At 43.0% G+C, this 25,979-nt stretch carries 21 protein-coding genes; 17 read left to right on the forward strand and 4 right to left on the reverse strand.

All coding sequences use genetic code 11. The annotated features are described in order from the left end of the window. Window positions 1-67 precede the first annotated feature (67 nt). The 10 genes from BB427_RS14345 to BB427_RS14390 all read left to right on the forward strand — a co-directional run bounded on the left by BB427_RS14345 (window position 68) and on the right by BB427_RS14390 (window position 12,726). Window positions 68-2,440 carry an efflux RND transporter permease subunit gene (locus BB427_RS14345; protein ID WP_069021400.1) on the forward strand — a complete coding sequence of 791 codons (2,373 nt, stop codon included), beginning with the start codon at window positions 68-70 and terminating at the stop codon, window positions 2,438-2,440. 11 nt (window positions 2,441-2,451) lie between these two features. Beyond that, window positions 2,452-3,240, forward strand: a complete 789-nt coding sequence (locus BB427_RS14350; protein ID WP_069021402.1) for an outer membrane lipoprotein-sorting protein — start codon at window positions 2,452-2,454, stop codon at window positions 3,238-3,240. Between the two features lie 52 nt (window positions 3,241-3,292). Then, window positions 3,293-4,453 carry a hypothetical protein gene (locus BB427_RS14355; protein ID WP_069021404.1) on the forward strand — a complete coding sequence of 387 codons (1,161 nt, stop codon included), beginning with the start codon at window positions 3,293-3,295 and terminating at the stop codon, window positions 4,451-4,453. 248 nt (window positions 4,454-4,701) lie between these two features. Beyond that, on the forward strand, window positions 4,702-5,790 hold the full coding sequence (locus BB427_RS14360) for an oxidoreductase (RefSeq protein ID WP_069021406.1): 1,089 nt from the start codon (window positions 4,702-4,704) through the stop codon (window positions 5,788-5,790). A 59-nt stretch (window positions 5,791-5,849) separates the two neighbouring features. After that, a complete protein-coding gene (locus BB427_RS14365) occupies window positions 5,850-6,836 on the forward strand; it encodes an isocyanide synthase family protein (RefSeq protein ID WP_045987960.1) in 987 nt (328 codons plus the stop codon). Continuing rightward, window positions 6,829-7,476: an HAD family hydrolase gene (locus BB427_RS14370; RefSeq protein ID WP_254663641.1), complete on the forward strand. Its 648-nt coding sequence runs from the start codon at window positions 6,829-6,831 to the stop codon at window positions 7,474-7,476. Before BB427_RS14365 ends, BB427_RS14370 begins: the two co-directional genes overlap by 8 nt. Window positions 7,477-7,485: 9 nt before the next feature. Next, window positions 7,486-9,690 carry an L-tyrosine/L-tryptophan isonitrile synthase family protein gene (locus BB427_RS14375; protein WP_045987958.1) on the forward strand — a complete coding sequence of 735 codons (2,205 nt, stop codon included), beginning with the start codon at window positions 7,486-7,488 and terminating at the stop codon, window positions 9,688-9,690. Window positions 9,691-9,702: 12 nt separating this feature from the next. Then, a complete protein-coding gene (locus BB427_RS14380; protein WP_069021410.1) occupies window positions 9,703-10,890 on the forward strand; it encodes an acyl-CoA dehydrogenase family protein in 1,188 nt (395 codons plus the stop codon). A 66-nt stretch (window positions 10,891-10,956) separates the two neighbouring features. Continuing rightward, window positions 10,957-12,405: an aminotransferase class V-fold PLP-dependent enzyme gene (locus tag BB427_RS14385; protein ID WP_069021412.1), complete on the forward strand. Its 1,449-nt coding sequence runs from the start codon at window positions 10,957-10,959 to the stop codon at window positions 12,403-12,405. A 111-nt stretch (window positions 12,406-12,516) separates the two neighbouring features. After that, complete coding sequence (locus tag BB427_RS14390) at window positions 12,517-12,726, forward strand: hypothetical protein (protein ID WP_010368721.1); 210 nt, start codon at window positions 12,517-12,519, stop codon at window positions 12,724-12,726. 93 nt (window positions 12,727-12,819) lie between these two features. Here BB427_RS14390 and epmB read toward each other — a convergent pair whose 3' ends face one another. Continuing rightward, the gene (epmB, locus tag BB427_RS14395) at window positions 12,820-13,836 is read right to left on the reverse strand and encodes an EF-P beta-lysylation protein EpmB (protein ID WP_069021414.1); all 1,017 of its coding nucleotides are present in this window, start codon (window positions 13,834-13,836) and stop codon (window positions 12,820-12,822) included. Between the two features lie 42 nt (window positions 13,837-13,878). Between epmB and efp the strand changes: the two genes are divergently transcribed. Continuing rightward, window positions 13,879-14,445 carry an elongation factor P gene (gene efp / locus BB427_RS14400; protein WP_017217199.1) on the forward strand — a complete coding sequence of 189 codons (567 nt, stop codon included), beginning with the start codon at window positions 13,879-13,881 and terminating at the stop codon, window positions 14,443-14,445. A gap of 67 nt (window positions 14,446-14,512) precedes the next feature. Beyond that, window positions 14,513-15,487 (forward strand): elongation factor P--(R)-beta-lysine ligase, encoded by a 975-nt coding sequence (epmA, locus tag BB427_RS14405; RefSeq protein ID WP_069021416.1) that lies wholly within the window; start codon window positions 14,513-14,515, stop codon window positions 15,485-15,487. Here the strand turns inward: epmA and BB427_RS14410 are convergent. The 3 genes from BB427_RS14410 to BB427_RS14420 form a co-directional block, all read right to left on the reverse strand. Next, on the reverse strand, window positions 15,484-16,698 hold the full coding sequence (locus BB427_RS14410) for a methyl-accepting chemotaxis protein (protein ID WP_069021418.1): 1,215 nt from the start codon (window positions 16,696-16,698) through the stop codon (window positions 15,484-15,486). The two genes, epmA and BB427_RS14410, sit on opposite strands and share 4 nt — an antisense overlap. 93 nt (window positions 16,699-16,791) lie before the next feature. Next, the gene (locus tag BB427_RS14415) at window positions 16,792-17,514 is read right to left on the reverse strand and encodes a glycerophosphodiester phosphodiesterase (protein WP_017217196.1); all 723 of its coding nucleotides are present in this window, start codon (window positions 17,512-17,514) and stop codon (window positions 16,792-16,794) included. Then, window positions 17,511-18,374, reverse strand: coding sequence for a DMT family transporter (locus BB427_RS14420; protein ID WP_045987952.1), 864 nt, complete (start codon window positions 18,372-18,374; stop codon window positions 17,511-17,513). Before BB427_RS14420 ends, BB427_RS14415 begins: the two co-directional genes overlap by 4 nt. A gap of 255 nt (window positions 18,375-18,629) precedes the next feature. Between BB427_RS14420 and BB427_RS14425 the strand changes: the two genes are divergently transcribed. The 5 genes from BB427_RS14425 (at window position 18,630) to rlmB (ending at window position 25,825) form a co-directional block, all read left to right on the forward strand. Next, window positions 18,630-19,601: a sensor histidine kinase gene (locus BB427_RS14425; RefSeq protein WP_254663642.1), complete on the forward strand. Its 972-nt coding sequence runs from the start codon at window positions 18,630-18,632 to the stop codon at window positions 19,599-19,601. Next, window positions 19,598-20,200 (forward strand): response regulator transcription factor, encoded by a 603-nt coding sequence (locus BB427_RS14430; RefSeq protein WP_010605828.1) that lies wholly within the window; start codon window positions 19,598-19,600, stop codon window positions 20,198-20,200. Before BB427_RS14425 ends, BB427_RS14430 begins: the two co-directional genes overlap by 4 nt. 106 nt (window positions 20,201-20,306) lie before the next feature. Continuing rightward, entirely contained in the window at window positions 20,307-22,493 is a 2,187-nt protein-coding gene (locus BB427_RS14435; RefSeq protein WP_069021422.1) for an ATP-binding protein, read from the forward strand. 79 nt (window positions 22,494-22,572) lie between these two features. Continuing rightward, window positions 22,573-25,062 carry a ribonuclease R gene (gene rnr / locus BB427_RS14440; RefSeq protein WP_069021424.1) on the forward strand — a complete coding sequence of 830 codons (2,490 nt, stop codon included), beginning with the start codon at window positions 22,573-22,575 and terminating at the stop codon, window positions 25,060-25,062. Between the two features lie 22 nt (window positions 25,063-25,084). Then, window positions 25,085-25,825: a 23S rRNA (guanosine(2251)-2'-O)-methyltransferase RlmB gene (gene rlmB, locus BB427_RS14445; RefSeq protein ID WP_010368698.1), complete on the forward strand. Its 741-nt coding sequence runs from the start codon at window positions 25,085-25,087 to the stop codon at window positions 25,823-25,825. Window positions 25,826-25,979: the final 154 nt, after the last annotated feature.

The following is a 25,979-nucleotide window of genomic DNA, read 5'->3' on the forward strand; positions in this document are numbered from 1 at the left end:
GTTTTGCATACAATTTGGGGTGTAATGTTAATTTAGTGTGATTTTAATCCGACAGGGGAGTTCTATTTTGAGCATTGAAACTCAAATTGCATCTCAGCCAAGCAAAATGAAACGCTTTACTGAGTTGCTGATACGTTTTCGATATGTGGTTACGCTGATAGTCGTCGCCATTTGTATAGCCACAAGTCTTGGACAAAGCAGGGTTGGCTTTAGTAGTGACTACAGGTACTACTTTGGTTCGCCATCACCTGTGATTGCTGCGATGGATGAATTAGAAAGTGATTATGCACTTTCCGATAGCATCTATATTTCTATTAGCCCTAAGTCTGGGGGAACTGTATTCGACAAAGCTGTGCTATCTGCTGTGTTACATGCAACGGAAGAAGCTTGGAAAGTTCCTTATGCGACGAGAGTTGACTCATTGAGCAATTATCAAAATACAGTAGCAAATGATGATGATCTTACTGTCGCGCACTTATTTAAATCTGAAAGTGAATTAATCGGCTCTAATATTGATTACATCCGTCAGGTTGCGCTTGCTGAACCTATGTTGGAAAACCGTATTGTTTCTCAAAATGGGGAACATACAGGTGTCAATGTGGTGCTAACGCTTCCTGGTAAGTCGCCTATGGAAACTTCTGAGGCCGTATCTGCAGTGAGAGAATTGGCTCAAGAGCTTGAAGCTCAGTACCCGGTAGAAGTTCGATTATCTGGCGTACATATGCTAAACCACGCTTTTGCTGAGATAGGTATGCAAGATATCGTGAACATCATGCCTGTTATGTATATGGTGATGTTGGCAATATTACTGGTGTTATTCCGCTCTGTATTGCAGGTATTAATGACAGTTGCAATAGTGCACTTATCGACTATTACAACTATGGGAATTGTTGGCTGGCTTGGTATCCCGCTTACTGCTCCATCTTCAATTGCCCCGACTATTATTCTGACATTAGCAGTTGCTGACTCTGTTCATATCATAATGAGTTTTGTTATTGCAAAACGCCGTGGTGTGAGCAATGCCGAAGCAATTAAAGAGTCAATGTCGGTTAACTTCTTGCCAATTTTACTGACTAGTTTAACAACGATTATTGGTTTCGTTGCCTTGAACTTTGCTGATGCACCTCCTTACCATGACTTAGGCAATATTACAGCGATTGGTGTATTTATTGCGTTTGTTTTATCGATCACATTATTGCCTTGCTTACTGTATATTTTACCAAATTGGATTAAGCAAAAAGAGCAAGATACGAAATTTTCAGATAAAATTTGGGCAAAACTTTCTCACTTTATTGAAAGTAAATATAAGACCGTCATTATTATTTTCTCTGCATTAACTATTGCTTTTATGATCCCTATTCCAAATCTTAAATTAGATGATAGATGGGTTGAGTATTTCTCTGACAAAACACAGTTTAGAAATGATGCAGACTTTGTTCAGAAAAATGTAACAGGGTTATACAGTATTGAGTTTAACCTTCAGTCTCTAGGCTCTCAGGGAATTAGTGATGCTGAATATTTAAATACGCTAGATGATTTTGCGAAATACTATCGTAGTTTTGATAACGTTTATAATGTGAGCGTCTTGACCGATACCATGAAGCGATTAAATAAAAACCTTCATGGTGATGATCCAAGCTTTTATCGTATACCTGAAAATAAAGAGCTCGCTGCGCAATACTTACTGTTATACGAAATGTCATTACCATACGGTCTAGATCTAACCAATCAGATCAATATGGATAAATCTAGCTCAAAGGTAGTCATTACGATGAAAGATGTTTCAACTAATGAGCTAAGAGAGGCGGCAGCTAAAGGCGAAGCATGGTTAAAAAATAATGCGCCAGCTTATATGCATGCAATCGGTTCAGGCGCTACGGTGATCTTTGCTCACCAGTCTGATGTGAATATTCAAGGAATGGTCACAGGCACATTATTATCCCTCATTATGATTTGTATTGTCGTATTTATTGCAATGCGTAACATCAAATATGGCCTTATTAGTGTATTACCTAATGTATTACCAGCGATCTTCGCGTTTGGTGCTTGGACGCTGTTAAGAGGGCAGGCCGGAATGGAAGTTTCTATTGTGGTGTCTGCAACTCTGGGTGTCATTGTCGATAACTGTGTTCACTTCATGATCAAATACTTGCGTGGTAAAGAGCAATTTAACCTTGCTCCTGCCGATGCTATTAAATACGCGTATCAAAATGTGGGTAATGCCTTGCTATTTACGTCAGTTACGTTAATTGCAGGTTATACCGTACTAACGATGTCTTCTTTCTCGTTAAATAGCTCTTTAGGTTTGATGTCTGCGTTAACTGTTGTAGCAGCTCTATTAGTCATCAACATTTTACTTCCAGCGATCATTTTGTTTGTTGACCGTGCCGAGCAACGAGCTGCAGATGAAAGATTAATCAACGCGCAACTAGCATCATAAGGAGAAATAATATGCTGAATTTAAAAAAGGTTTTTGTGGCAACTAGCTTACTAGCTAGCTCGACACTCACATTTGCAGCGAGCGATGAAGATAAAGGACTACAACTTGCCCAGCTGGCAGATCAAGTGGATTCTGGTTGGGTAGATCAAACTGTTGATATCACCATGACGCTGCAAGACAGAGCGGGTAATCAAAATATCCGTAAGGTTAGAAATGAGATGCTTGAAGTTGAGGATGATGGAGACAAAAGTTTGGTGGTATTTGATACCCCATATGATGTGAAAGGTACTGTGATGCTGTCGTTTAGCCATAAGGTTGGAGATGATGATCAGTGGCTTTACTTACCAGCGCTTAAGCGAGTAAAGCGTATTTCGTCTAGTAACAAGTCAGGCCCTTTTATGGGAAGTGATTTTGCATACGAAGATATGAGTTCACAAGAAGTTGAAAAGTATACCTACAAGTTTATCCGGGAGGATGAATTTGAAGGCCAAGCGGTCAATGTTGTTGAGCGTACTCCGGTATATGAAAACTCAGGGTATTCAAAACAGCTTGTTTGGTTGGATAAAAAGCGCACGATACCGCTTCAAATAGAATATTTTGATCGTAAAGGGAGTGCTTTAAAAACTCAGCATTTTAAAGGCTATCAGCTTTACAACGAGAGATTTTGGCGCGTTGACGATTTGCTGATGGTGAACCATCAAAAGGGCACGCAAACTACGATTTCTTTTGATAATTATAATATTAGCCAAGGAGTACGATTGACGAATTTTGCACAAGCAAACTTGTCACGTATTAGGTAAAAAATGATTGGCTGAGTGAGTGTTCACTCAGCCAAGCAGCAAAGGATTAGAGATGAAGTTAATAATGATGCTGTTAGTCGGTGTGTTAACCACCTTTGCTTGTATTGCGGATGTGGACATTAGAGGAACTGCGAATTTCAGCCAGCGACAATATACGGATGCGCAACCAGAGCACCATGAGAGTCAATCTTTGATTTTTATTGAGCCTGAAATATACCTGCCAATCAATACAAATTGGAGTGCACTTGCCAAACCTTATGCGAGGTACGACAGCCTCGGGGCCGCAAGACATCAGTTAGATTTTAGAGAGCTTAATCTGAGTTACATTAATGGTAACTTTGATGCAAAGATAGGAGTGAGTGAGGTATTTTGGGGCGTTACTGAGTCCCAGCATTTAGTTGATATTGTGAACCAGACCGATGTTTTAAGTAGTATTGATGGCGAAGATAAGCTCGGTCAGCCTATGCTACAACTCAATTGGCTTCATGGCAGCGGTTCGCTGCAAATGTTTGTAATGCCATACTTTAGAGAGCGAAATTTTGCTAGCAAAGTACAGCGTTTACATCCTGATGTTGTCATTAGTTCGCAGTCTAAATTTGAAGATAGCCAAAAAAATAGCCATACAGATTTCGCATTGAGAGCGACAAATTCTTTTGATAGTTGGGAGCTTGCCGCTTCATATTTTATTGGTACAAATCGTACACCGAGCATGCTACTTGAAAATGGCCACTATACACCTTATTACAGCCAACTTACCCAGTATGGATTGGAAGTTCAGGGGGTTTTCGGCGGATGGCTGGTTAAGAATGAAACCATTTATCGAAAAGGCCTACATGATTGGGCTATCGCGCATACTAGCGGTTTTGAGTACACACACGCAGGTGCTTTAGGTCAAGCAGATTTAGGTTATTTGGTTGAATATAGCTTTGATGAATTAGATGAAAACAGCACTTCCAGTTTTCAGAATGACGCCTTTTTTGGGGTTCGAGTTGCAATAAATGACGTTTCTGGGTCTGAGTTATTGATCGGTGCCATTCATGATATTGATGCGCATCACTGGTCGATGTTTAGAGTCGAAGGTAGTACACGAATTACTCCCGCTTTGAGATTAAGAGGTGAGATATGGGTCGGGGATGAAACCAGAGAAAACGATCCGTTTTTTAGCACGAAAAAAGATGACTTTATTCAGCTAAGTATTGAGTATTATTTTTAAATATTCATTATTTAAATGAATATCCTGCAATATTAGTTATTTTCACTTTTAAAATTTCCCTTTTGATTTTTGCCCCTTTTTAGGGGCTTTTTTGTTTGTGATTAACATAATAAATATTTTGTAACAAAGTTGTTTATTGTGTTTATATCTTGTGTCAATAATTGGCTGGTTTTGGTCGGTAATTGCCATAAAAAAGGTTCTACGAAAACATACAATAATTCTATTATTTATTTAATGATGGAACCAAAATGGAGTATTTAAATAAACTGGTTAGTTCGATAAATGCGCCAGTCTCAATATCGAATCTACAGCTCAACAATCGAGTTGTGATGGCACCTATGACTCAGGAAAGCTCTGTAAAGCATATTCCTGGTAAGGTGCAAGTCGAACACTACGGACAAAGAGCAAAGCATGGCGTTGGTCTCATCATTACAGAGGGAACCGTTATTCCGCATGCATCTGCTAATGGACATTTCAACGTCCCGCTTATGTATTCGGAATCCGCACTGTCGGGTTGGCGCAAAGTGGTTAATGAAGTGCACCGCTTTGACAGTAAGATCTTTGCGCAGCTTTGGCATGTCGGTGGTGTAAGAGAAGCTGCAATGCCACCTGAAGTTGGTGTACCTGCAGTTAGCCCCAGCGGACTCTCAGCGCCAAATATACCAAATGGCAAAAAGCTAACCATCAAGGAAATTGACGAGGTCATTGCTGCGTATGCAAATGCTGCCAAGAATGCGCAGCTTTGCGGATTTGATGGTATTGAAATACATGCTGCCCATGGATACTTGATCGATCAATTCTTATGGCAAGTGACTAACTTACGAAGTGACCAATACGGTGGTGGGGCAAAAAACCGTTATCGCTTTGCTGCCGAGGTTGTGACTGCTATCCGTGATGCGGTTGGTCCCGACTTCACAATCGGTTTCCGTTGGTCTCAATGGAAGATCCAGAATTTTTCAGCGCGTGTTTTCCAATCACCAGAAGAATTAGCTCCTTTCTTGCAAACAGTTTCCGAGGCCGGTGTGGATGTTTTTCATACGAGCACAAGAAGGTTTTGGGAGCCTGGATTTGAAGGCAGTGAAAGGACACTAGCAGGCTGGACAAAAGCGATTACACAAAAACCTTGTATAGCCGTTGGGGGAGTCGGACTTGGTAATGACTTCTTGCTCGGTGGGCCGTCAAGCGCCAGTCAACATGTTTATGAAAGCTTGATCCGGGGACTAGAAGAAAATGAGTTCGACTTGATTGCAGTAGGTCGAGCGCTACTCGCAGACCCTGCGTGGTTTTCAAAATTAAATCAAAGAAGTACGCAAAATAATAACCATGTTTTGGCTTAGCGATATTTTCGCTAAAGCGCCAAGCATTGGATGAAATAAGTTTATAAGGACTGAGATTTATGTCAAACCAGAATGTAGCGGAGTTATCCCGTCAGATACTGCAACTCGTATTTCGTGAGCGAAAGTTGGTAGAGTCCGAAGTTTCGCAAGCGGACGAGATCCATGAGTATTTAAGTGAAGATGAACTGTATCCTCACTTAGATAAAATAGAGCGGATGGTCGCGAAGGGTGAGCCGATAACAATGGTATTACCGGCCTATCCGGGAAAATCACCAAATCGCAATAAAACATTAAGTAAATACCCGGATTTAGCCGAGAAGCATTCTATCGATATGCTTCATGTACTTTGCGACAGAATTGAAAAAATCTATTCGCCGGGTGTAAAGGTATTAATTTGTTCCGATGGGTATGTGTTCTCTGATCTTGTACGGATCCCCGATACAGACGTACATAGCTATACCGAGGCTATCAAAGAATATTACGCCAGCAATTATCCTACCCAATTCGATTTTTACGACATTAAAGATGCCTTCCCCGAAATAAAATGTTTAGACGCGATGCGAGAAGAGTTAATGATCCGCTATGGTGAGTCATTGGTTAGTTTAACAAATCGCTCGCAAAGCGAAAAAGAAACTCGCTCCATGTATCAAGGAATAACTAAGTTCTTATTTGAGGATTTTCTTGGTTTAGTTGAGTTTGCTGGGGTGAGTAAAACTCAGGTACAAAAAGCGGCTAAGTCTACGGCCTTAAGGGTAATACTTCGAAGTAATGCTTGGAGTAAGTTGCTAGAAGTGAGATACCCAGAAGCCTTGAGATTATCTATTCATCCACAATTTAGAATTTCGCAAAAAATCGGTATCAAACTCGCTAATTCAGCAGATTGCTGGCGCACACCATGGCACTCAGTCGCGGTACTGAAAAAGGATCAAATTCACCTTGCTCACAGAAATATGGTGAGCGAAAGCAGTCACCGATTGATGTTTAGTCAAGGAGCGCCAAGTCATTATGTTATGTCTTGGGAAAATGGAGCTGCAGCGCATGTATAAGCTCGCAATTTTCGATCTGGATGGCACCTTGATTGACACGCTCAGCAGCATCACCACTAGCGTCAATATTTTGCGCGGAAAAGACGGTCTTGACGCGGTGGAGCAAGATGTTGTTTTACCATTTATTGGTAAGGGAAGTGCAAACATGCTGCAAGCACTGTGCGGAGCCTCTACTGGATCGTTACATGAGACTGTAGCTGCATACAACAAAGTATATGACGACAACCTATTCACTCAGCTCACTGTTTATCCCGGCATAGTGCAGTTACTTGAAAGCTTGCATGCACAGGGAGTGAAAACCGCAGTTGTAACCAATAAATATCACCGTCAGGCGCTGGATGTATTGGAGTACTGCTTTAAGCATTTCGCATTCGATGCAATTCAAGGTGTCGCTGATGAAGCGCTCAAAAAGCCGAATCCTACTCAGACTTTAAGGCTTATTGAAAAGCTTAGCGTTCAACCTAATGAGGTGGTGTTTATTGGTGACTCTGAAGTCGATCAGCGCACGGCACAGGCCTCGAATATTGATTTCAGGTTTGTTACTTGGGGGTACGGCGTAGCAGAGCAGCTTAAGCTTAAAGCCGATGAAATTGTGAGTTCGGCTACAGAATTACAAAAATCAATTTTAGGAAGTGTTTAAGAGAACATCATGGAAATTTACAATTACATAAAAATAAACGATAAGGTTGCATTAGCAGGTCAGCCATCAGCACATGAGTTTGAAGTGTTGATAGCAAATGGTGTGAATTGCGTTATCAATATTGCACCATATGACGAGCGTTATTCTATCGAGAATGAAGCTGAGCTAGTTGAAAAGCTCGCTGCGACATATATTTATTACCCAATTGATTTTGCGAACCCAACTCTTGCCGACTTTGCGAAAGTAGAAGCATTGCTGTTGGATAATCAAGATAACAATGTGCTATTACATTGCGCTGCCAACTACCGAGCTTCGCTGTTATTTGGGCATTTTGCGATCCGCCACTTAGGCTGGAGCCGAGCAGAGAAAAATGCCTTAATCAATCAGATTTGGTCATTAGATGACTTCCCTGCTTGGAAGGTTTTAGATGAAAAACTAGAGGCTGGGTTAAATGATGATATTAATACTCGGGTAGCTGATGTTATCGAAAAGTACTTAGTACAAACTGGTGACGGTTTTGCAAAGCAGGGTCGAGCTGAGCTCGCAAAAGCCATTGCGGCATTTACGAGCCAAGAGCAAGCAGTGCAACTTGTGCTACCTGGGTTTCCTTGCAAATCACCAAATATAGATGCGAAATCATTTTCTAACTTACCAGATTATGGTGAGGTATTGGCCTTAGAGCGGATGCAGTCTTTGTGTGATGATATCCAAGATATTTATCCAGTTGGCGCGAAATTAACCATTATTAGTGATGGCGCAACTTTCTCAGATCTTGTTGGTGTCGATGACGCTATTATGCAGGAATACAATGCGGCATTAAGAACGTTAACCATAACTCATGACATACAATGGGCAGATTTAACCGATTTATGTCAATTAGAAAAAGCAAACTCAGAGTATGACTCTGCTTATCTAAGAAAGCAGCTACTTAAGAATTTAACGACGAATCCCAGAGCACTACAAAATTATACTGACAAGGTTAAAAAAGATGCGCAGCTTCGCATCGAACATGATGACTTATGTAGCTACCTATATAACGATGTTTGTCTTGTACATCTCTCGCAAAATGATAGAGACGATTACTTAGCAAGCATATGCGATAAAGCCTACGAGATGATGTTTCGAGGAAAGGCGCTGACGCATAGCATCAATGAACGATTCTCAAACCATATCCGTTTATCAACGCACCGATACGACAATACAGGGCCAAAGTTTACTATCGCTTTATCGGCGAACAATCAACAAGTGCTAGCACCTTGGCATGCTGTTCCTGTGATGCGTTTGAATGGCAATGTCGAGTTGATGCCTCATGCAACGGCTAAAGAGCTCAATGTTGCTAATGTGACTTTCGAAAATAGCAACTGGATGTATATTGAAGTTTCAGAAGCGCGCTTTACAGCAATACAATTTGAAGTGCTGAAGTCACCGCGTTTCGGGCTGAGAATAAACCTACCTTCGGATATGACCTATCAAGAGTTGTCGCCTCAATTCCTCACGATGTTAAGTCAAGAGTTTGGTTTTGTTTTACTACCAAATGCAGGCCTTGAAGAAGAGCAGGAATTAGTCGAGTTAACCGCGCCTTTTGGTGAGATTTATCAATGGCAGTTTGGACCAGTTCACGTGGTGAAGCCTGAAGAAAAACCTCATGGATTTGTTCACTCCATTGAAAAAACACCATTACATTGGGATTTGAGTATGTTACCGCTCGATCATGAGCGTGTTATTGATAATGAGCGTTTCTACGCATCAACCTTTTTACTTTACTGTAAAACCGCTGCGCAGCCCGGCGAAGGGCAAACAACGATTGTTGACAGCCGTAATGTGTTGAAGCTCGCTGGTCGAAAAAAGGTGAGAGAGTGGCAAGAAACAGAAGTTATCTATTCCACAAAGATGACTTATTTTGGTGGTGTGCCGCGCGTTTATCCTTTGGTGTTTGAACACCCTAAAAATGGTGAGTTACTGCTGCGTTATCAAGAGGGTAGCGACTCTCAATTGCAAACTTTTGAACTGAGTTCAGAGCAACTTGAAAGCAATGCATTTAATGCGCTGATCTCTGAAGTCAACGCCTTGTGTTATGACGAGCGCTGCATGATTGCCCATGACTGGCAGGATGGCGACTTAATCATAGTAGACAATCATTACACCCTACACGGAAGGTTGCCCATGACGGAGCTTTCGATGAATCGTGAAGTGTGGCGAGTACAGGTAATTTAAGGAATATATAAAATGAATAACACAATGACATTTGAACAAATAGATAACAATATTGATGAAATTATTAATCAAATAGCTGCGGCGAGTGCAGACATTGAAGCACTGAGAAGATTACCAGAAAGCACGGTTAGTCTGCTCAAAGAGACCGGTGTATTCAGTATGGCGATGCCAAAATCAATGGGAGGCGCTGAGCTGGATCCAATCAGTCAAATTAAATTGATTGAGAAAATATCTCGAGCCAATAGTGCGGCAGGGTGGTGCACTATGATCGGTTCAGACAGTGGTTACTTTGCAGCAATGTTACCCCAAGAGCTGGCAACAAAAACCTATCCAAACCCTCATGTCATCAGTGGTGCAGCTCTATCACAAACGGGTAAAGCGCGTAAAGTTGCGGGCGGTTATATGGTAAGTGGTCGTTGGCCCTTTGTCAGTGGTTGTAATAATGCTGAGTGGTTGATTGCGGGTTGTAAGGTGTATGACGGTGAAGACATGGTGTTACTAGAGGGAGATATTCCGCAAACACTGCAATGCTTTTTAAACATGTCAGATCTTGAAATCCTTGATACTTGGCATGTGATGGGGCTTCGGGGCACTGGCAGTAATGATGTCGCGTTGCAGCAAGAGATATTTGTGGCAGAGGAAATGACGTTTAGCTTCCAGCAACCAAGAAGTTTTCAGGATGGAGCGCTTTATCAATTCCCAATGGCCTTCATGTTTAATTTCTCTGCTGTACCGCTTGGGGTGGCACAATCTGCATTAGACTTTTTCCTTTCGGAGGCAAATAAGCCAACAAGGCAAGTACATCAGGCAGGGCAATTTTTAAAAGGCCGAGCATTAAAAGATGAGTCTTTTGTACAAGGTGCAGTTGGCGAAGCGGCAACTAAACTTAGAGTGTTAAGAGCATTTTTGTATCATGAAGTTGAGCAAATCTGGTCTTTATTGAAGCAAGGTGAGATGCCTTCTCCTGTGCAACAGGTGGCCTTTTTAGCCGCTACCACTGAAGTATTTAGTGGCTGCCAAGAGATTGTAGAAACGTTAGTTAAGTGTCGTGGTGGTTCGGCGGTTTATCAGGGAAACCCATTAGAGCAAGCGCTTCGAGACATCGTCACTATGAATCAACACGCCATGACATCGCCGCGTAATCAACATCAATTGGGGAGAGCCTTACTTGGTGTTCCTCCAGAGCAAATCTTACTTTAAAGGGTGCAACCCGTATCCTTGATACGGGTCATCTCCTACACTTGTTAAAGAGCAAGGAGCCACGAAATGAATTCGTTAGAAAACTACTTTTTTCCTTACCGCGAAGGAATTATTGGTACAGAGCACAAGGTTTCTAGAAATAATCAGAGCAAGTCTTTAATTTATGCGGATTGGACGGCTAGTGGGCGATTATATGAGCCAATTGAACGCTATATAAATCAAGAGCTAGGGCCTTATATTGCCAACACCCACACTGAATCCAATGAGACTTCTCGGGTGATGACTAAGGCATACCATGAGGCGCAAGATATTATAAAAGCGCATGTTAATGCGGATGAAAATGACATCTTATTGTTTACTGGAAATGGGTCAACAGCGGCTGTAAATAAGTTGCAGCGTTTAATGGCATTGAAAGGACCCCGTGTTGGTGCCGAGCCCCTTCCTGTGGTTTTTGTTACACATATGGAGCATTACTCAAATCACGCTTCATGGCTGGCATGTGAGGTCGAAGTGGTTGTTATTCCTGCAGCTAAAGGTAAGCCAGCATCAGACTTAGCTGCCTTTAAACGTTTATTATCTGCATACGAGGGGCGTAAGATCATTGGTGCATTTAGTGCGGCCTCTAATGCATCGGGTGTATGTACACAACTCAGTAGCTTAGCGGCTTTAGTACACCAATATGGTGGTGTTTGTATTGCCGATTTCGCCGCCGCAGCCCCGTACCTTGAAATCAATATGCATCCAGAGCGGGACGAGTGTCGCTTAGATGCGGTTTTTTTCTCCCCACATAAGTTCTTAGGCGGTCCCGGTGCTTCAGGTGTGTTGATATTTAATAAAAATCTATATCAGCTAAATACGCCAGACCAACCTGGTGGTGGTACAGTGGAGTCCGTAGATAAACAGGGTAATCCCACTTACATTGCAGACATTACACAAAGAGAAGATGGTGGAACGCCTGGTACATTGCAAGCTGTTCGTGCCGCTTTGGCCGTGGTACTAAAGGAAAAAATGGGAGTGAAAAATATTCTTGCAAGAGAAAAAGAACTCAGGTTTTTACTTGCACAGCAGTTACGAGAAATTTCAGGCCTTCATATTGTTGAAGATCATCCAGTTGAAAAACTGGGTATTATTTCCTTCTTTGTTAATAACCTAGACCACAATGACATTGCTGAGGAGTTAGATAACCAATTTGCTATCCAAGTTCGAGGTGGAATCTCTTGTGCAGGTTATTATGCACATCATATTTTTAAGAAGGAATTTGAAAAGCTTGGATGTGGTGTAAAAAGTGCGACGCCAGCAGGCTGGGTAAGAATTTCGTTACACCCAACAATGACGACAGCAGAAATCAATGAAATCGGCACTGCCGTTAAGGCTGTTGTTGAGCAGCTAAAGTCGAGTAAAAAAGCTAGTAGTAAATTGAGCGCAGATAAGCTGATGGTTCTTCGTGAGGTGGAACTATTTTCGCCTACAATAAACTGGAATAAACAGAGTGAAGGAGTAGCAGTTGGTGTTTAACCTTTATTTTTTCGTTATTATGGATGATGAAATAAGTTAAAATTTATCCTAAAGGTTTAGTTTTTTACGCCGATAACTAACCTGATCCATCAAAAAGTCAGGTAATCACTTATGAATATTTCCGGAAGTAACCTACCAGCTATGTCTGGAGCTGGTCAAAGCGGTGAAGTATACAGCGCCGTTTTGGCAAAAAAGCAACAGAAAGCAGATGGACAAGCCGCGCTTGCTTTAATTGAATCTGCGGGCAGCAGTGCAGCAGCACAAACGCCAGCTAAATCAGTGACAGCAACGCTAGGCAACAACATCAATACATACGCGTAAGCTTATGTCTGATGGCACGTTGTCTTCGGCATGTCCGATAGATATGTGCAAAGCAATCGGTGCTAGGGTCATTAGCACCGATTTTTTGCTATTTTAGTCTAGTAAATTTAAGTCGATCGGCGTTTTACTTGGCTGACCACCAATTTCTCGCACTAATTTAGGCACCAAGAATCCCGGCAGCACTTCCAAAAGCTCAGCCATTATCGCCTTGGCTTCACGCTCTTCTACATCAAAATGACTAGCGCCTTCTACCTTATCGAGTAAATGCAAATAATAAGGCAGTATATCTGCGTCGAATAAGGCTTCACTCAATTGGGCTTGGGTTGCAACATCGTTATTAATTCCTTTAAGTAGCACAGCTTGGTTTAGCAAGGTCACATTGGCTTGTTTAAGCCTTTGCATTGCCGCTTTAAAAGTATCATCGATTTCATTTGCATGATTAATGTGGTTTACCAAAATCACCTTTAAATGACTCTTTGCTAAACGTTGGCACAATTCCTCGGTTACTCTCGCTGGGATCACTACCGGTAAGCGGCTGTGAATACGTAAACGTTTGATTTGTGGTATAGCCTCTAATTGTTCTAGCACCCAAGCTATCATGTCATCTTTGGCCATCAGCGGATCACCGCCACTTAAGATCACCTCATTGATTTCAGGATGGGCGCGCAAATAATCAAATACTGGCTCTAAGGTGCGTTTGTTGACCTGATTATCCTGATAGGGGAAGTGGCGTCGAAAACAGTAGCGGCAGTTGACCGCACAACCGGTTTTGAGCATGAGTAATACCCTAGAGTGGTACTTATGTAACAAACCAGGTACAGGTGCGTCTTGTTCTTCGAGTGGATCTTTACTAAATCCCGCTTCAGTTAAATATTCCTGATGTACAGGTAACACTTGTAATAGTAAGGGATCATGACGATCTCCGTGGCGCATTTTAGCGATAAATGGGCGAGGTACTCGCATAGGAAACAAGCGCTTAGCTGCAAAGTCTCGTGCATCAAATTGGTCATGCAACCCCAAGATGTTGAGTAGCTCTTGTGGGTCAGTGACAACATTTGCTAATTCTTTTTGCCAGTTAGTCTGCAAATTTACTTCATTTATTTGTATCATTAGCAGGTTAATTACTCGAATATACGTAGATTAGAGGATACGATGGCGAATTATAGCACCAACGAGTTCAAGGGCGGCCTAAAAATTATGATGGACGGCGAGCCTTGTTCTATCTTAGAAAATGAAATGGTCAAGCCTGGTAAAGGACAAGCGTTTAACCGCGTTAAAATCCGTAAGCTTATCTCAGGTAAAGTACTAGAGAAAACATTTAAGTCTGGCGACTCAGTGGAAGGCGCAGACGTAATGGATACTGATCTAGCGTATTTATACACTGATGGTGAGTTCTGGCATTTCATGAACAACGAAACATTTGAGCAGATCGCAGCTGATGAAAAAGCACTTGGCGATAGCGTAAAATGGTTGGTTGAAAATGACGTATGTACTATCACACTGTGGAATGGTAACCCAATCGCAGTAACACCACCTAACTTTGTTGAGCTTGAGATCACAGAAACAGATCCAGGCCTGAAAGGCGACACTGCGGGTACTGGTGGTAAGCCTGCAACCCTAAGCACAGGTGCTGTTGTTCGTGTTCCTTTGTTCGTTCAAATTGGTGAAGTGATCAAAGTTGATACGCGTAGTGGCGAATACGTAAGCCGCGTAAAATAATAGCGTAAAGCAATTTACGATGTTTAATAAATCCCAGCATGTTGCTGGGATTTTTTTGGAGTAAACAATGACGGTGAACAATTGGCAGCCAAGTGCAACGATAGAGACGCTTAGGCAAAGGGCTGCAATTTTAGCGAAGATACGGCACTTTTTTGCTGCTCGTGATGTGATGGAAGTCGACACGCCGAGCCTTTCTCAAGCCTCAGTGACCGACCCTCACTTAGATACTTTCCATACTCGATTTGTTGGCCCAAATCACAGCCAAGGTTTGCCTTTATTTTTACAAACGTCACCCGAGTATGCGATGAAAAGACTACTTGCCGCAGGCAGTGGTGCGATTTTTCAATTATGTAAGGCTTTTCGTAACGAAGAGTCTGGGCGTCATCACAATCCAGAATTTACGATGTTAGAGTGGTATCGTCCGGGCTTTGACGAGTTTGACTTAATGGCGGAAATCGATGAGCTGATGCAGATGTTATTGGACTGTCCTGCTAGCGACTCAATGACCTACCAACAAGCCTTTGTGACCCATCTTGGATTTGACCCTTTAAGCGTGTCGCTGACGGAATTGAAAGCGCACGCCAATAAATACGGTTATGGTGATATTGCAGCTATCGAGAATAATCCAGATACTCTACTGCAATTGCTATTTTGCATGGAAATTGAGCCTAAAATCGGTCAGCAGCAACCTTGTTTTGTTTATCACTTTCCGGCATCGCAAGCGGCACTGGCAAAACTTAACCCGAAAGACAATCGCGTTGCAGGGCGTTTTGAGCTCTATTATCGCAACATGGAACTGGCCAACGGATTTAACGAATTGACGGATGCGGTAGAGCAAAGAGCGCGTTTTGAGCAAGATAACCAGCTCAGAGCTGAGATGGGATTACATCCAGTGCCGGCCGATGAGCGGTTATTGGCTGCACTTGACGCAGGCGTCCCCGATTGTGCTGGTGTTGCACTGGGAATAGATAGGCTAGTCATGCTGGCGCTAAACAAAGCTAGCATCAGCGAAGTGCTCACATTTGATGTTTCGCGGGCTTAGCGCCGCGAAACAAAGCGAGTAAGTTCTTTTTGAGTGGTTTCTGTGAGCTTTTGGGCACTTTGGCATTCAGCTAATGCGCCGTCAATTTGTGATTTAGACTGCTGACCTAGCTCAACAATTTGTTGCACTGCTTGATGGGTATGTTTTTGTGTTTCTTCAAGTTGGTGTACCGCACTAACGATTTCTTCTAATTGCGCTTGATTGCGTTCAAAGTCATCACTCATCGAAATAAAGCCTTGAGAGGTATCACTGATGGCTTTCTCTGCTGAGCTTGAATGAGAAATCAATTGTTCTGATTCTTGATTGGTTTCACCGACCAGCACGTTCATTTGATTGATAAAATCGCTGATCTGGCGGGTGGCAGCATTGACCTTGACCGACAGCGCACGAACTTCATCGGCAACCACTGCAAAGCCACGCCCAGCTTCACCTGCTCGAGCTGCTTCAATTGCCGCATTGAGAGCAAGCAAGTTGGTTTGGTCGGAAAACTCTTCAACCATTTTTAGAATGTTGCGAATATTCTCACTATTTTCTTTTAGGCCTGAAACCGTCGATGAAAAGTTACCTAGTAGCGTGGTGATTTGTTTTACTTCAGCGACAAGCTTAGTTAGCGACTGTGATGAACCGCGAACAAAGTGCAAGCTTTCGGTATTGGCCTGATAAACTTGATCGGTATTGTGCACAATACTTTGTAAACTGTGGCTGACCTGATCGGAAGCGGCAATAATCGTGTCACCTTGGCTCAGCTGCTGCTGTCCATACTTTGCGGTACTTTGCATGGAGCTGGTGATATCGCGGTTGCTTTGTGTCGCCGCAGCGGCACTTTCGTATGTTTTTTCCAATAAGAGACTAAGGTGGGTGGTAAAGGTGTTGTACTGCTCGCTTAAATCTCTAAATTCGTCATAAGTGAATTGTGGCAGTTTCGCATCTAAGTTACCGTTTTGGCGATTAACACGCTCCAATGACTCTTTCATCGCTTGTACAGGTCGTACGATTAAAAAGCGCATATAGAAGATGGTAAACGCAAACGCGGCAAGGATCACAATAGTGATAAGCCAAAACAGTCCCATACTCGCACCGGAGTGAGCAAGTTCAGAATACAGCCAAACCAAGCTAATAACCTGAAATAGGAGTAAAAAGCCTAAATTGCCAACAATTTTACGAGAAAGGGTATAGAAAAACGTCTGTTCTACAAAATTATAAATGCGCATATATAAACTCATATTGGGCTCATCATTGTGCCACTTTATTTGTCTCAGTATAGATGAGCTAAATGGAATAACAATGCTAAAGCGATCAAGCAGTTACTCAATTGGGGTGGCGTAGGCGCCAATGCCCTGTAAATACATTTTGGTTTGGCATGGAAAGTTAGTGAAAATACCATCCACCCCGAAATCTAGCATCATATCTATGTCTTGCTGTTTATCGACTGTATAAGCAAATACCTTTAATCCGCGAGATTTTGCGTCCAACACATATTCATGATTAATAAAGTTTTTGTCCATATGAATGCTGTAGGCATGGAGCGATTCGGCAAATTGCGCATAATGAATTGGAATAGAAGCGGTTAACGCGCCAATTCTTACCCAAGGTAATTTTTGCTTTAGCCACAATAGTTGATGATGGTCAAAAGAGGAGATGAGTAGCTGCTCTCTGGTGATCACGCCTTGCTGGATATGTTCTTCAATATAGGTAACGAATTTATCTAGGCCAAAGGTATGCTTTAGTTCTAAATTGATATCTGTCTGTTTGCCTATCGTGGCGAACACTTGCTGCAAGGTGGGAATTGATTGCCCTTTACCGGCATCAAGCGTGGCAAGGTAGGCTTGAGTTTGTTCATTAACTCTACCCACGCCGTTGGTGGTTCTGTCTAGCCAAGTGTCGTGGATAATGGCGTAATCATCCGCGCAACTTTGCACATCCAACTCAATACCATCAACGCCAATATGGAGAGCCGCTTCTATTGCAGCAAGTGTATTTTCTGGATAGCTGCCACTGGCTCCACGGTGCGCTAAGACTTGAATCATGCTTTTTTCCTTGTAATAGACCAAGTTTCAAAACAGGCTGCACTAACTACCAACAACCCGCCAAGTAATGTTGTAAGTGTCAACGTCTCGTGTAACAGAATATAAGCTAATAGCGTTCCATACAATGGCTGTAAACAAGAAATTAACCCAGCAGTGGTGGCAGATAAATAACGTAGGCTAGAGGCAAACAAGGCATGTGGAATTGCCGTAAATATTGCTCCTGCAAGCAAGATTAACCAGAGGTTTTCTGTGGATACTTGCTGAATTGGCACTTCCACAAATGCTAACAGCATGAGACATGCAACAAGCGTTTGATAAAGCATTGTGTGTGGGCCGCTATAGTGAGAAAAGAAGCGCTTTTGGAGCAAGTTGCGTAGCGCAAAGAGTGCGCCTGAGAATACGCCCGTAATAATCCCCAAGGTAACTTGGTTGCCAAGATTCGCTTCTGGTACTAACAGATAGATACCAAATAACACCGCGCTCGCACTGATAAAATCTTTTAGCTGTACACGGCTGCGAGTGAAAAGTGGCTCTAAAAAAACGGTGATCACGGGGTAGGTGAAAAAGGCAATGATCCCAACTGCAATTCCCGCCATTTGCATGCCTGCAAAGTAAGTCACCCAATGGAGTCCCACGATGACACCAAGAACTAAAGCCGTTAGATAATCTTTTTTGTGTATTAATTTTATCGGCTGCCGTTGTATTTTGAGTAACAGTAGTAGCACAACGAAAGCAACGGCGGTACGGTAAACGGTGATATCCAGTGCTGAGAGTGAAATTAATTTTGAAAATAATGCTGTTCCACCAAATAATAAAACGGCACTATGAAGCGAGAGTAAAGCGGACTGTTGTGGGCGCATATTGAATATTAGAACTGTTTTTTAGCAGTCTATCATTTAATCGCTTTGAGATGACAAGATTGTTGACACTTGTCACTCAACATTCTGCGCTTAAACGTAAATAATAATAAAAAGAGTGAATCAGAGAAGCTTGTGTCCATTACCACAGAATTTACCCTAGTTGAGAAACGGCGCTCACTTTGGAATGCCGGACCCCTTATATTTTCAACCTTTTATTTTTTCCCATTGATATTTAACTGGGCGCAATTGAGTGTAGTGAATATTGCGTTGCAAGTTGTTGTGTACCTTAGTTTTGTCGTGCTCTATTGGCAGAGTATTACAAAAACGGGCAATGCGTTGGTGATGAATTTAGTGCTGATGGCAGGGCTTTGTGTCGCAGGTAGTTGGGTGACGACCGGGACGAGTTCGTTATTTGGCTTTATTGCTTTTTTCTGCGGTTTTAATTTTCTGCCTCGCTATAAAATCATTGCGATGCTGGTCATCATAGCGTTGGTATTGCTAACGGCTAAATTTATCGCGACCCAGCAAACGGTTTATTTCTTGATGCCTGCACTGTGTGTGGCATGTGGACTCTTTATTTTTGGTTGGATGTCACACCGAGAGCGAGTACACAAAGAGTTGCAGAGGCAAAGTGAAGAGGAGATTAAGCGATTAGGCGCCGTGGCTGAGCGAGAGCGTATTGCGCGCGACCTACATGATTTACTCGGTCATTCACTCAGCTCGATAGCATTAAAAGCGGAGTTGGCGAGTAAATTTGCTGCTGCAAATGCATTAGAGCAAGCGCAATCAGAAGCGCAGCAGGTTGCAGACTTAGCGAGAGAAGCACTAAGCGAAGTGCGCCAAGCCGTCACTGGCTACCATCAGCTAGCGCTTGATGCTCAGCTGCACATTTTGGCTTCAAGGCTAAAAGATAAGGGCATTGCCGTAACGCTAGAATTGCAGGCGGTCACTTTAGATAAAGTAAGCGAAGCCTGTTTGTGCTTTTTTGCTAAAGAAATATGCACCAACATTATTCGTCACAGCGATGCTGATAAGGTTTGCTTCACACTGCGGCAAACTGACAATAATGTCTTTGTAGAAATTAAAGATAATGGTTCTATCGAGTCCATAAAAGAAGGAAATGGTTTAATGGGGATCCGTACCAGATTGAAAGAATGTGGTGGCCAATTATTTTATCATACCGAACAGGGCGGATACTTTAAGGCGGTACTAGGGGAAGCAGGATGATCAAAGTTTTTATTGTTGAAGATCAAGCATTAGTAAGAGGGGCTATCGCGGCATTATTGAGCTTAGATAGAGAGATAGAAGTGGTTGGCGAAGCTGAAAATGGTCAAGTTGCAAAGGAAAAGTTAGCAAAGTTAACGCCTGATATCGTGCTAACGGATATTGAAATGCCACAAGTCACTGGACTTGAGCTTGCTCAGCACTTACAACAAAAAATGCCAGACACAAAAGTAGTTATCATGACGACCTTTTCTAAAGCGGGTTATATTCGTCGCGCGATCACTTTAGGGGTAAATGGTTTTGTATTAAAAGAAGCTCCAAGTGAGTACTTGCTATCAACGCTGAAAAAGGTCATGAACGGGTATAAGGTTATTGACCCAGAGCTTGCGTTGTACGCTTTGGAAGATGCTGATCCACTTACCGATAAGGAACGCAAAGCGTTACGTTTAGCTAGTGAAGGATTAAAAACCGCTGAAATCGCAGGACAGCTATTTTTGAGCGAGGGAACGGTAAGGAATTATTTATCCGATGCTATCGCAAAATTACATGCGACAAACCGGGTAGATGCAGCAAGAATTGCTAAGCAAAAAGGATGGCTGTAACTAGGTGTAATAGCATATATCCAGTTAATACTTCAAAATAATGCTGTGCGGTAATATACTGCACCATTCGCCAAGTAATAATAATGTATTAATTTTGAGTGCAATAATGGATCCTAAATTACTTATTCAAGTTACCGCAATAACGACTGTGGTCTGTACAGTTTTTATGGCCGTAAACTGGTTTATTAATAAAGGCCTACCAGGCACTCGAGATTGGCTTATTTTCATTGCGCTCACTGCAATTGGATGCGGCCTGTTGGCCGCCTATACACTTCCCATTACGTTCTCAATTTTTATTCCCAATCTCACTATCGCATTTGGGCTTTTTTATCTGGCTCGTGGTGTTGATGCGTTTTTTAGTGTGAAAAGTAACTATATGCCTTGGTATGTATTAGCTGCATTGGGTATTCCCAGTTTTACTTACTTTTTGTACGTGGATTTTAATTTTATCGCTCGCGTCGGGATCAACTACTTAGTCTGGGCAATGGCGATGATTTATTGTCTACGGGCTCTGAATAAAGGACAAAAGTTATTATCGAAGGAATTTAGTGCAGCACATTGGGCGTTTGGCCTGTCGTGCTTGAGCTTACTAGCCGTGTTTACTTTTAGGTTGGTCATGCTTGGTGGCTACTCGGTGACAGATAGCCTTGTCTCGGCAAATTGGGTTAATCAGTTTTTTGCTGTCTCTGTGAGCACGATGCCGCTGCTGTTGTGTTTTTCTTTATGCCTGTTATGTAGCAGCCGTCGTGAAAAAGAACTCTGCCTGTTAAAAACTGCTGCTGAGCACTCAGCGCAAGTAAAAGGACAGTTTTTAACGTTATTAAGTCATGAACTGAGAACACCACTAAACGCCATTGTTGGTCATGCAGAATCACTTAAAAAAGTGCCGCGTGAGCCCAATCGCCATGCTCAATTATGCGATGTAATCGTCCACGCCGCGATGTCGATGTCGGACTTAGCCAATCAAGTATTATTGCAAGCGAAAGGGGAATATGCGGCGCAAAATCGCGTGCCTGTCTCGCTTTATAGTCTTTCGCAAGAGTTAGTTCGCCTCTTACAGCCGCTGGCATTGGCTAAAGGGTTGAGTTTGAGGGTGGAGGTTAAAGGCCTGTATCCACAGGACGTTCATGTTGTCGAGCAAGATACATTGTCCTTGGTACTTAGAAATCTGCTCTCGAACGCGATTAAGTACACAGATAAAGGCATTATTACGCTGATCCTTGAAGGTACAAGTCGCGCTGAGGATAAGCAAACTATCCGCTTTGCAATTAAGGATACAGGAAAAGGACTGACTGAAGTACAAATGGAAAAGATCTTCGAGCCCTTTGTCACATTAAACGCCGAACAATCCATCTCGCAAAGTGCAGGGTTTGGATTGGCGTTATGCAAGCAACTGCTACAAGGGCTAGACTCTGAGCTTAACGTCGACAGCAAGCTTGGTAACGGCACTGTGTTTAGCTTTGAGTTAGATTGCCAGTGTAGTGATTCACCGTTACAGAGCACAGAGTTTAATACAGAGAAGCTAGCACTCAATGTGCTTGTTGTTGAAGATAATCCCATGAATATTGATGTGATCAGCACCTATTTAAACGATATGGTGAGTGAGTTTTCTATTGCTAAGTGTCTTGCAGAAGCTGAAGTCGCGTTATTAGAACACAATTTCGATATTATTCTGTTAGATATGCGACTGCCTGATGGTAATGGTCTTGAGTGGTTTAAAGAAGGCTTCAACGAAATTGGCTTCACCTCCAGCGTTAAGGTGATAGCGTTAACGGGTGATGGCGATCCTGAATTAAAAAGGCGATGCCTCCGAGCTGGCATGCAGGACTGTTTAACTAAGCCTATCATGCCAAGCCGTTTATATGCGGCACTGGAATGTGCGACTGTAAAAACAACGTCTCGCTTGGAATGTAAGACTTTGATTGATCAATCAAGATTTGTGGATCTCGCAAACCGTGAAAGTTCAGGTGTGCTGGCGACGAAGTTGATGTATTTAGCCGATCGATTTGAGTACGAAATTGCGCAAATTAAAGGGCTCACAGAGTTGAATGTAACTGACTTAGCCGTTGATAAACTTGCCTACATTGAAAATGAAGCGCTGGAGCTTGGCATGGTGAATTTTGCCGAGCTTGTTCAAGCTGCAACCGCGCAGCTAAGTTACTCGGAAGAGCAAGTTGATTGGGACGGTCTTGCTATGGTTGCTAGACGCTCAGTTGAGCGTTTATTAGAACTTCATGCCCAAATTGCAACACTGGAGTCGGTATCAAATTCAGTGGTTAATCTATCTGCATAAAAAGATTCATCGATCTTGGCCTAGGTCATTAGGCTATTTTGGGTTAAAATAACAGCATAGCTTATTTAACAAGACAGTAATGCCAAAACAGGATCCCTATCTCGATAGAGAACAGCAAAAATACGACAATCCAGTACCTAGTCGCGAATTTATCTTAGAACACATTAAAAGCGCGGCCAAACCACCTTCTTTCTCTCAATTGTGTAACGATTTAAAAGTGCAAGACGAAGAACGTCAAATTGCGCTTAAACGCCGCTTGCGCGCAATGGAGCGAGACGGTCAACTGCACTTCAATAAATTTAAGTGTTACACCATTCCAAGTGATGATGGTCTAGTTAAAGGCCGCGTTGTTGGACACCGTGACGGCTTTGGCTTTTTAGAAGTCGAAGGCGAACCCAAAGATTGGTTTATCACTAAGTATCAAATGGAGCGCGTGCTGCATGGCGATTGGGTGTTAGCGAAGGCTGGCAGCCGAGGCTCAGGTGGTAAGGTGGAAGCGCGCATTGTGCGGGTACTTGAAAAAGAGCGTGCACCAGTCGTCGGTCGTTATTTTGTTGAGTTTGGCATGGCAGTCGTGGTGCCAGAAGACCCGCGTATTACTCAAGATATCATCATCGTACCAGGCCAAGAAAATGGTGCTCGCCATAATCAAATGGTGCAGGTAGAGATCACTCAAAGCCCTAGCAAACAAATGAATGCAATGGGTAAAGTACTTGAGGTGCTCGGCGATCATATGGCACCTGGTATGGAAATTGAGGTGGCACTTCGCAATCATGACATTCCTCATGAGTGGCCAAGTGAAGTAGAAGCACAAGTTGCAAATCTTGGTGAGTTTGTTGAAGAGTCAGCAAAACAAGGCCGAGTTGACCTGCGCGATTTACCGTTAGTGACCATAGATGGTGAAGATGCCCGTGACTTTGATGATGCCGTATATTGCGAGCGTAAAAAGTCAGGTGGTTGGCGTTTATGGGTTGCTATTGCGGATGTGTCTCATTATGTAGGTAAAGGCACTGCGCTTGACAAAGAAGCGATTGAGCGTGGTAACTCAGTGTATTTTCCTGAGCAAGTTGTGCCAATGCTACCTAAGGTGCTATCGAACGGTTTATGTTCATTGAATCCTAAGGTAGACCGTTTATGTATGGTTGCGGAAATGACCGTGTCCGAAGCGGGTCGTTTGTCTGGCTACCGTTTTTACGAAGCCGTGATGAACTCTCACGCTCGTCTTACTTACACCAAAGTCCATGCGATTTTACAAGGTGACGAAAAGCTCAGAGCGGATTATCAGCCTCTTGTGCCTCATCTGACCGAGCTCCATAACATGTATATGGCGCTGAAGGCTGCAAGGCAGGAGCGTGGCGCGATTGAGTTTGAAACCCTAGAAACGCGCTTTGTATTTAATGCCCATCGAAAAATTGACTCTATCGTGCCTGTGGTTCGTAACGATGCCCACAAGCTGATTGAAGAGTGCATGATCTTGGCGAACGTGTCAGCAGCAAAGCTGTTGGAAAAACACGAAGCCCATAGCTTGTACCGTGTTCATGATGAGCCAGACCCTGAAAGGTTGAGCCAGTTTAGGCAATTCTTGCAAGACTTGGGTATTGAAAGCCAATTACCTAACGATCCGTCGCCAGAGGAGTTGACCCAAGCGCTTGAGTCATTGGGAGATCGTCCTGAAAAAGAATTGATCCAAACCATGCTACTGCGCTCAATGAAGCAAGCGGTATATCAGCCAGAAAATATTGGCCACTTTGGTTTGGCATTAAAAGCCTATGCACACTTTACCTCACCTATTCGCCGTTATCCGGATCTGGTGGTACACCGCGCAATCAAAGGCATTTTACAGCAGCAACAACAGCCAGTAAGTGGCGCTTACATCTACAATGAAGATGAAGTGAAACAACTAGGTGAGCAGTGCTCGATGACAGAGCGCCGCGCTGATGACGCCACTCGTGAAGTCGCTGATTGGCTTAAATGTGAATTTATGCAAGATCATGTTGGCGATGAATTTACCGGTGTGATCTCATCGGTCACCAACTTTGGATTATTTGTGAGGTTGGACGACCTGCAGATTGACGGGATGATCCATGTTAGCAATTTAGGGCATGAGTACTTCCACTTTGATGGTGCAAAGCAGTGTTTGATTGGTGAGCATAGTCGCACAGTGTTTAGACTCGGCGATAAACTTACCGTTGTGGTCGCTTCAGTTAGCTTGGATGATCGTCGCATCAACTTAGCTTTAGCTGAAGAAGGTCAGCAAGACAGGTATGCGAGGCGTCGAAAATCGCCAAAAAGCACAGCAAGTAGTGTTCGTGAGCAGCTAAAAACGGGTAAAATCCCGGGAGTTAAGCGCCGTGACGGTGAAACGTCTGGTCGCGATAAAGATAATAAAGGCGATGACAAAGCCAAAAAGCGTAAAAGAACGACCCCTAAGGGTGAGCTCAAACAGGCGAAAAAGGCAGGCACGCTGAAGTCGAAGAAAAAATCGACGAGTAAAAAAGCCAAAGCGGCAAAGGGCAAAGCAAAACGCCCAGGTAAGAACGAAAGAAATCGTAGCAAAAAAGCGCAATAGATTATAAAGCGGGAGCTTTAACGTGAGTAACGAATTAATTTTTGGCTTTCATTCAATCGAAGCCATTTTGAATAACGCGCCGGAGCGCTTTTTAGAAATTTATGCACTAAAGGGACGTGAAGATCAGCGTTTAAATCAAGTCGTAAACGATGCCCGTAAGTTTGGTATTTCAGTGCAGTTTATGCAGCGCAAAGCGCTTGATAACAAAGCGAATGGTGAGCAACATCAGGGCATTATTGCCAATGTTAAAGCGGCGCGTGCATACAATGAAAAAGATCTTGATGAGATCATTCAAAGAGAAACCACACCATTTTTCTTGGTACTTGATGGGGTAACGGATCCTCATAACTTAGGTGCGTGTCTGCGTAGTGCTGATGCAGCAGGTGTGCATGGTGTTATCGTACCAAAGGATAAGTCTGCAAAGCTAAACGGCACTGCAAGAAAAGTAGCGTGTGGCGCTGCAGAAACGGTTCCGCTTATCCAAGTAACCAATCTTGCTCGCACATTGCGTGATATTAAAGAAGCCGGTGTGTGGGTTGTGGGTACTGCAGGTGAAACCGATACAGCTGTTTTTGATGCAAACCTGACTGGACCTATGGCCATTGTAATGGGCGCTGAAGGCGATGGCATGCGCCGTTTAACTCGAGAGCATTGCGATGAGCTGGTTAAGATCCCGATGGTAGGTAGCGTGTCTAGCTTAAATGTATCGGTTGCGACCGGTGTATGTTTATTTGAAGTGTTAAGACAGCGCTCAGCGCTTTAATCACTTAATAAGCGCCGGCTTTCACGGCGCATCTTCAACAGCTTTATCAACGTAAAGAGCTCGCAAGGTAAACTTGCTTATATGGACTCCTCCAATTGTACAAGCCACTTTTAGCATTATTAGTGTGATTGCGTGCTTATATCCGGGCTCTTGA

The sequence above is a fragment of the Pseudoalteromonas sp. BMB genome (assembly GCF_001709235.1).
Taxonomy (GTDB): domain Bacteria; phylum Pseudomonadota; class Gammaproteobacteria; order Enterobacterales; family Alteromonadaceae; genus Pseudoalteromonas; species Pseudoalteromonas maricaloris.

What these genes read in the sequence shown, in the direction of transcription:
- BB427_RS14350 (WP_069021402.1), top strand. Translation starts at nt 2,452, where the DNA reads ATGCTGAATTTAAAAAAGGTTTTTGTGGCAACTAGCTTACTAGCTAGC.
- BB427_RS14355 (WP_069021404.1), top strand. Translation starts at nt 3,293, where the DNA reads ATGAAGTTAATAATGATGCTGTTAGTCGGTGTGTTAACCACCTTTGCT.
- BB427_RS14360 (WP_069021406.1), top strand. Translation starts at nt 4,702, where the DNA reads ATGGAGTATTTAAATAAACTGGTTAGTTCGATAAATGCGCCAGTCTCA.
- BB427_RS14365 (WP_045987960.1), top strand. Translation starts at nt 5,850, where the DNA reads ATGTCAAACCAGAATGTAGCGGAGTTATCCCGTCAGATACTGCAACTC.
- BB427_RS14370 (WP_254663641.1), top strand. Translation starts at nt 6,829, where the DNA reads ATGTATAAGCTCGCAATTTTCGATCTGGATGGCACCTTGATTGACACG.
- BB427_RS14375 (WP_045987958.1), top strand. Translation starts at nt 7,486, where the DNA reads ATGGAAATTTACAATTACATAAAAATAAACGATAAGGTTGCATTAGCA.
- BB427_RS14380 (WP_069021410.1), top strand. Translation starts at nt 9,703, where the DNA reads ATGAATAACACAATGACATTTGAACAAATAGATAACAATATTGATGAA.
- BB427_RS14385 (WP_069021412.1), top strand. Translation starts at nt 10,957, where the DNA reads ATGAATTCGTTAGAAAACTACTTTTTTCCTTACCGCGAAGGAATTATT.
- BB427_RS14390 (WP_010368721.1), top strand. Translation starts at nt 12,517, where the DNA reads ATGAATATTTCCGGAAGTAACCTACCAGCTATGTCTGGAGCTGGTCAA.
- epmB (WP_069021414.1), bottom strand. Translation starts at nt 13,836, where the DNA reads ATGATACAAATAAATGAAGTAAATTTGCAGACTAACTGGCAAAAAGAA.
- efp (WP_017217199.1), top strand. Translation starts at nt 13,879, where the DNA reads ATGGCGAATTATAGCACCAACGAGTTCAAGGGCGGCCTAAAAATTATG.
- epmA (WP_069021416.1), top strand. Translation starts at nt 14,513, where the DNA reads ATGACGGTGAACAATTGGCAGCCAAGTGCAACGATAGAGACGCTTAGG.
- BB427_RS14410 (WP_069021418.1), bottom strand. Translation starts at nt 16,698, where the DNA reads ATGCGCATTTATAATTTTGTAGAACAGACGTTTTTCTATACCCTTTCT.
- BB427_RS14415 (WP_017217196.1), bottom strand. Translation starts at nt 17,514, where the DNA reads ATGATTCAAGTCTTAGCGCACCGTGGAGCCAGTGGCAGCTATCCAGAA.
- BB427_RS14420 (WP_045987952.1), bottom strand. Translation starts at nt 18,374, where the DNA reads ATGCGCCCACAACAGTCCGCTTTACTCTCGCTTCATAGTGCCGTTTTA.
- BB427_RS14430 (WP_010605828.1), top strand. Translation starts at nt 19,598, where the DNA reads ATGATCAAAGTTTTTATTGTTGAAGATCAAGCATTAGTAAGAGGGGCT.
- BB427_RS14435 (WP_069021422.1), top strand. Translation starts at nt 20,307, where the DNA reads ATGGATCCTAAATTACTTATTCAAGTTACCGCAATAACGACTGTGGTC.
- rnr (WP_069021424.1), top strand. Translation starts at nt 22,573, where the DNA reads ATGCCAAAACAGGATCCCTATCTCGATAGAGAACAGCAAAAATACGAC.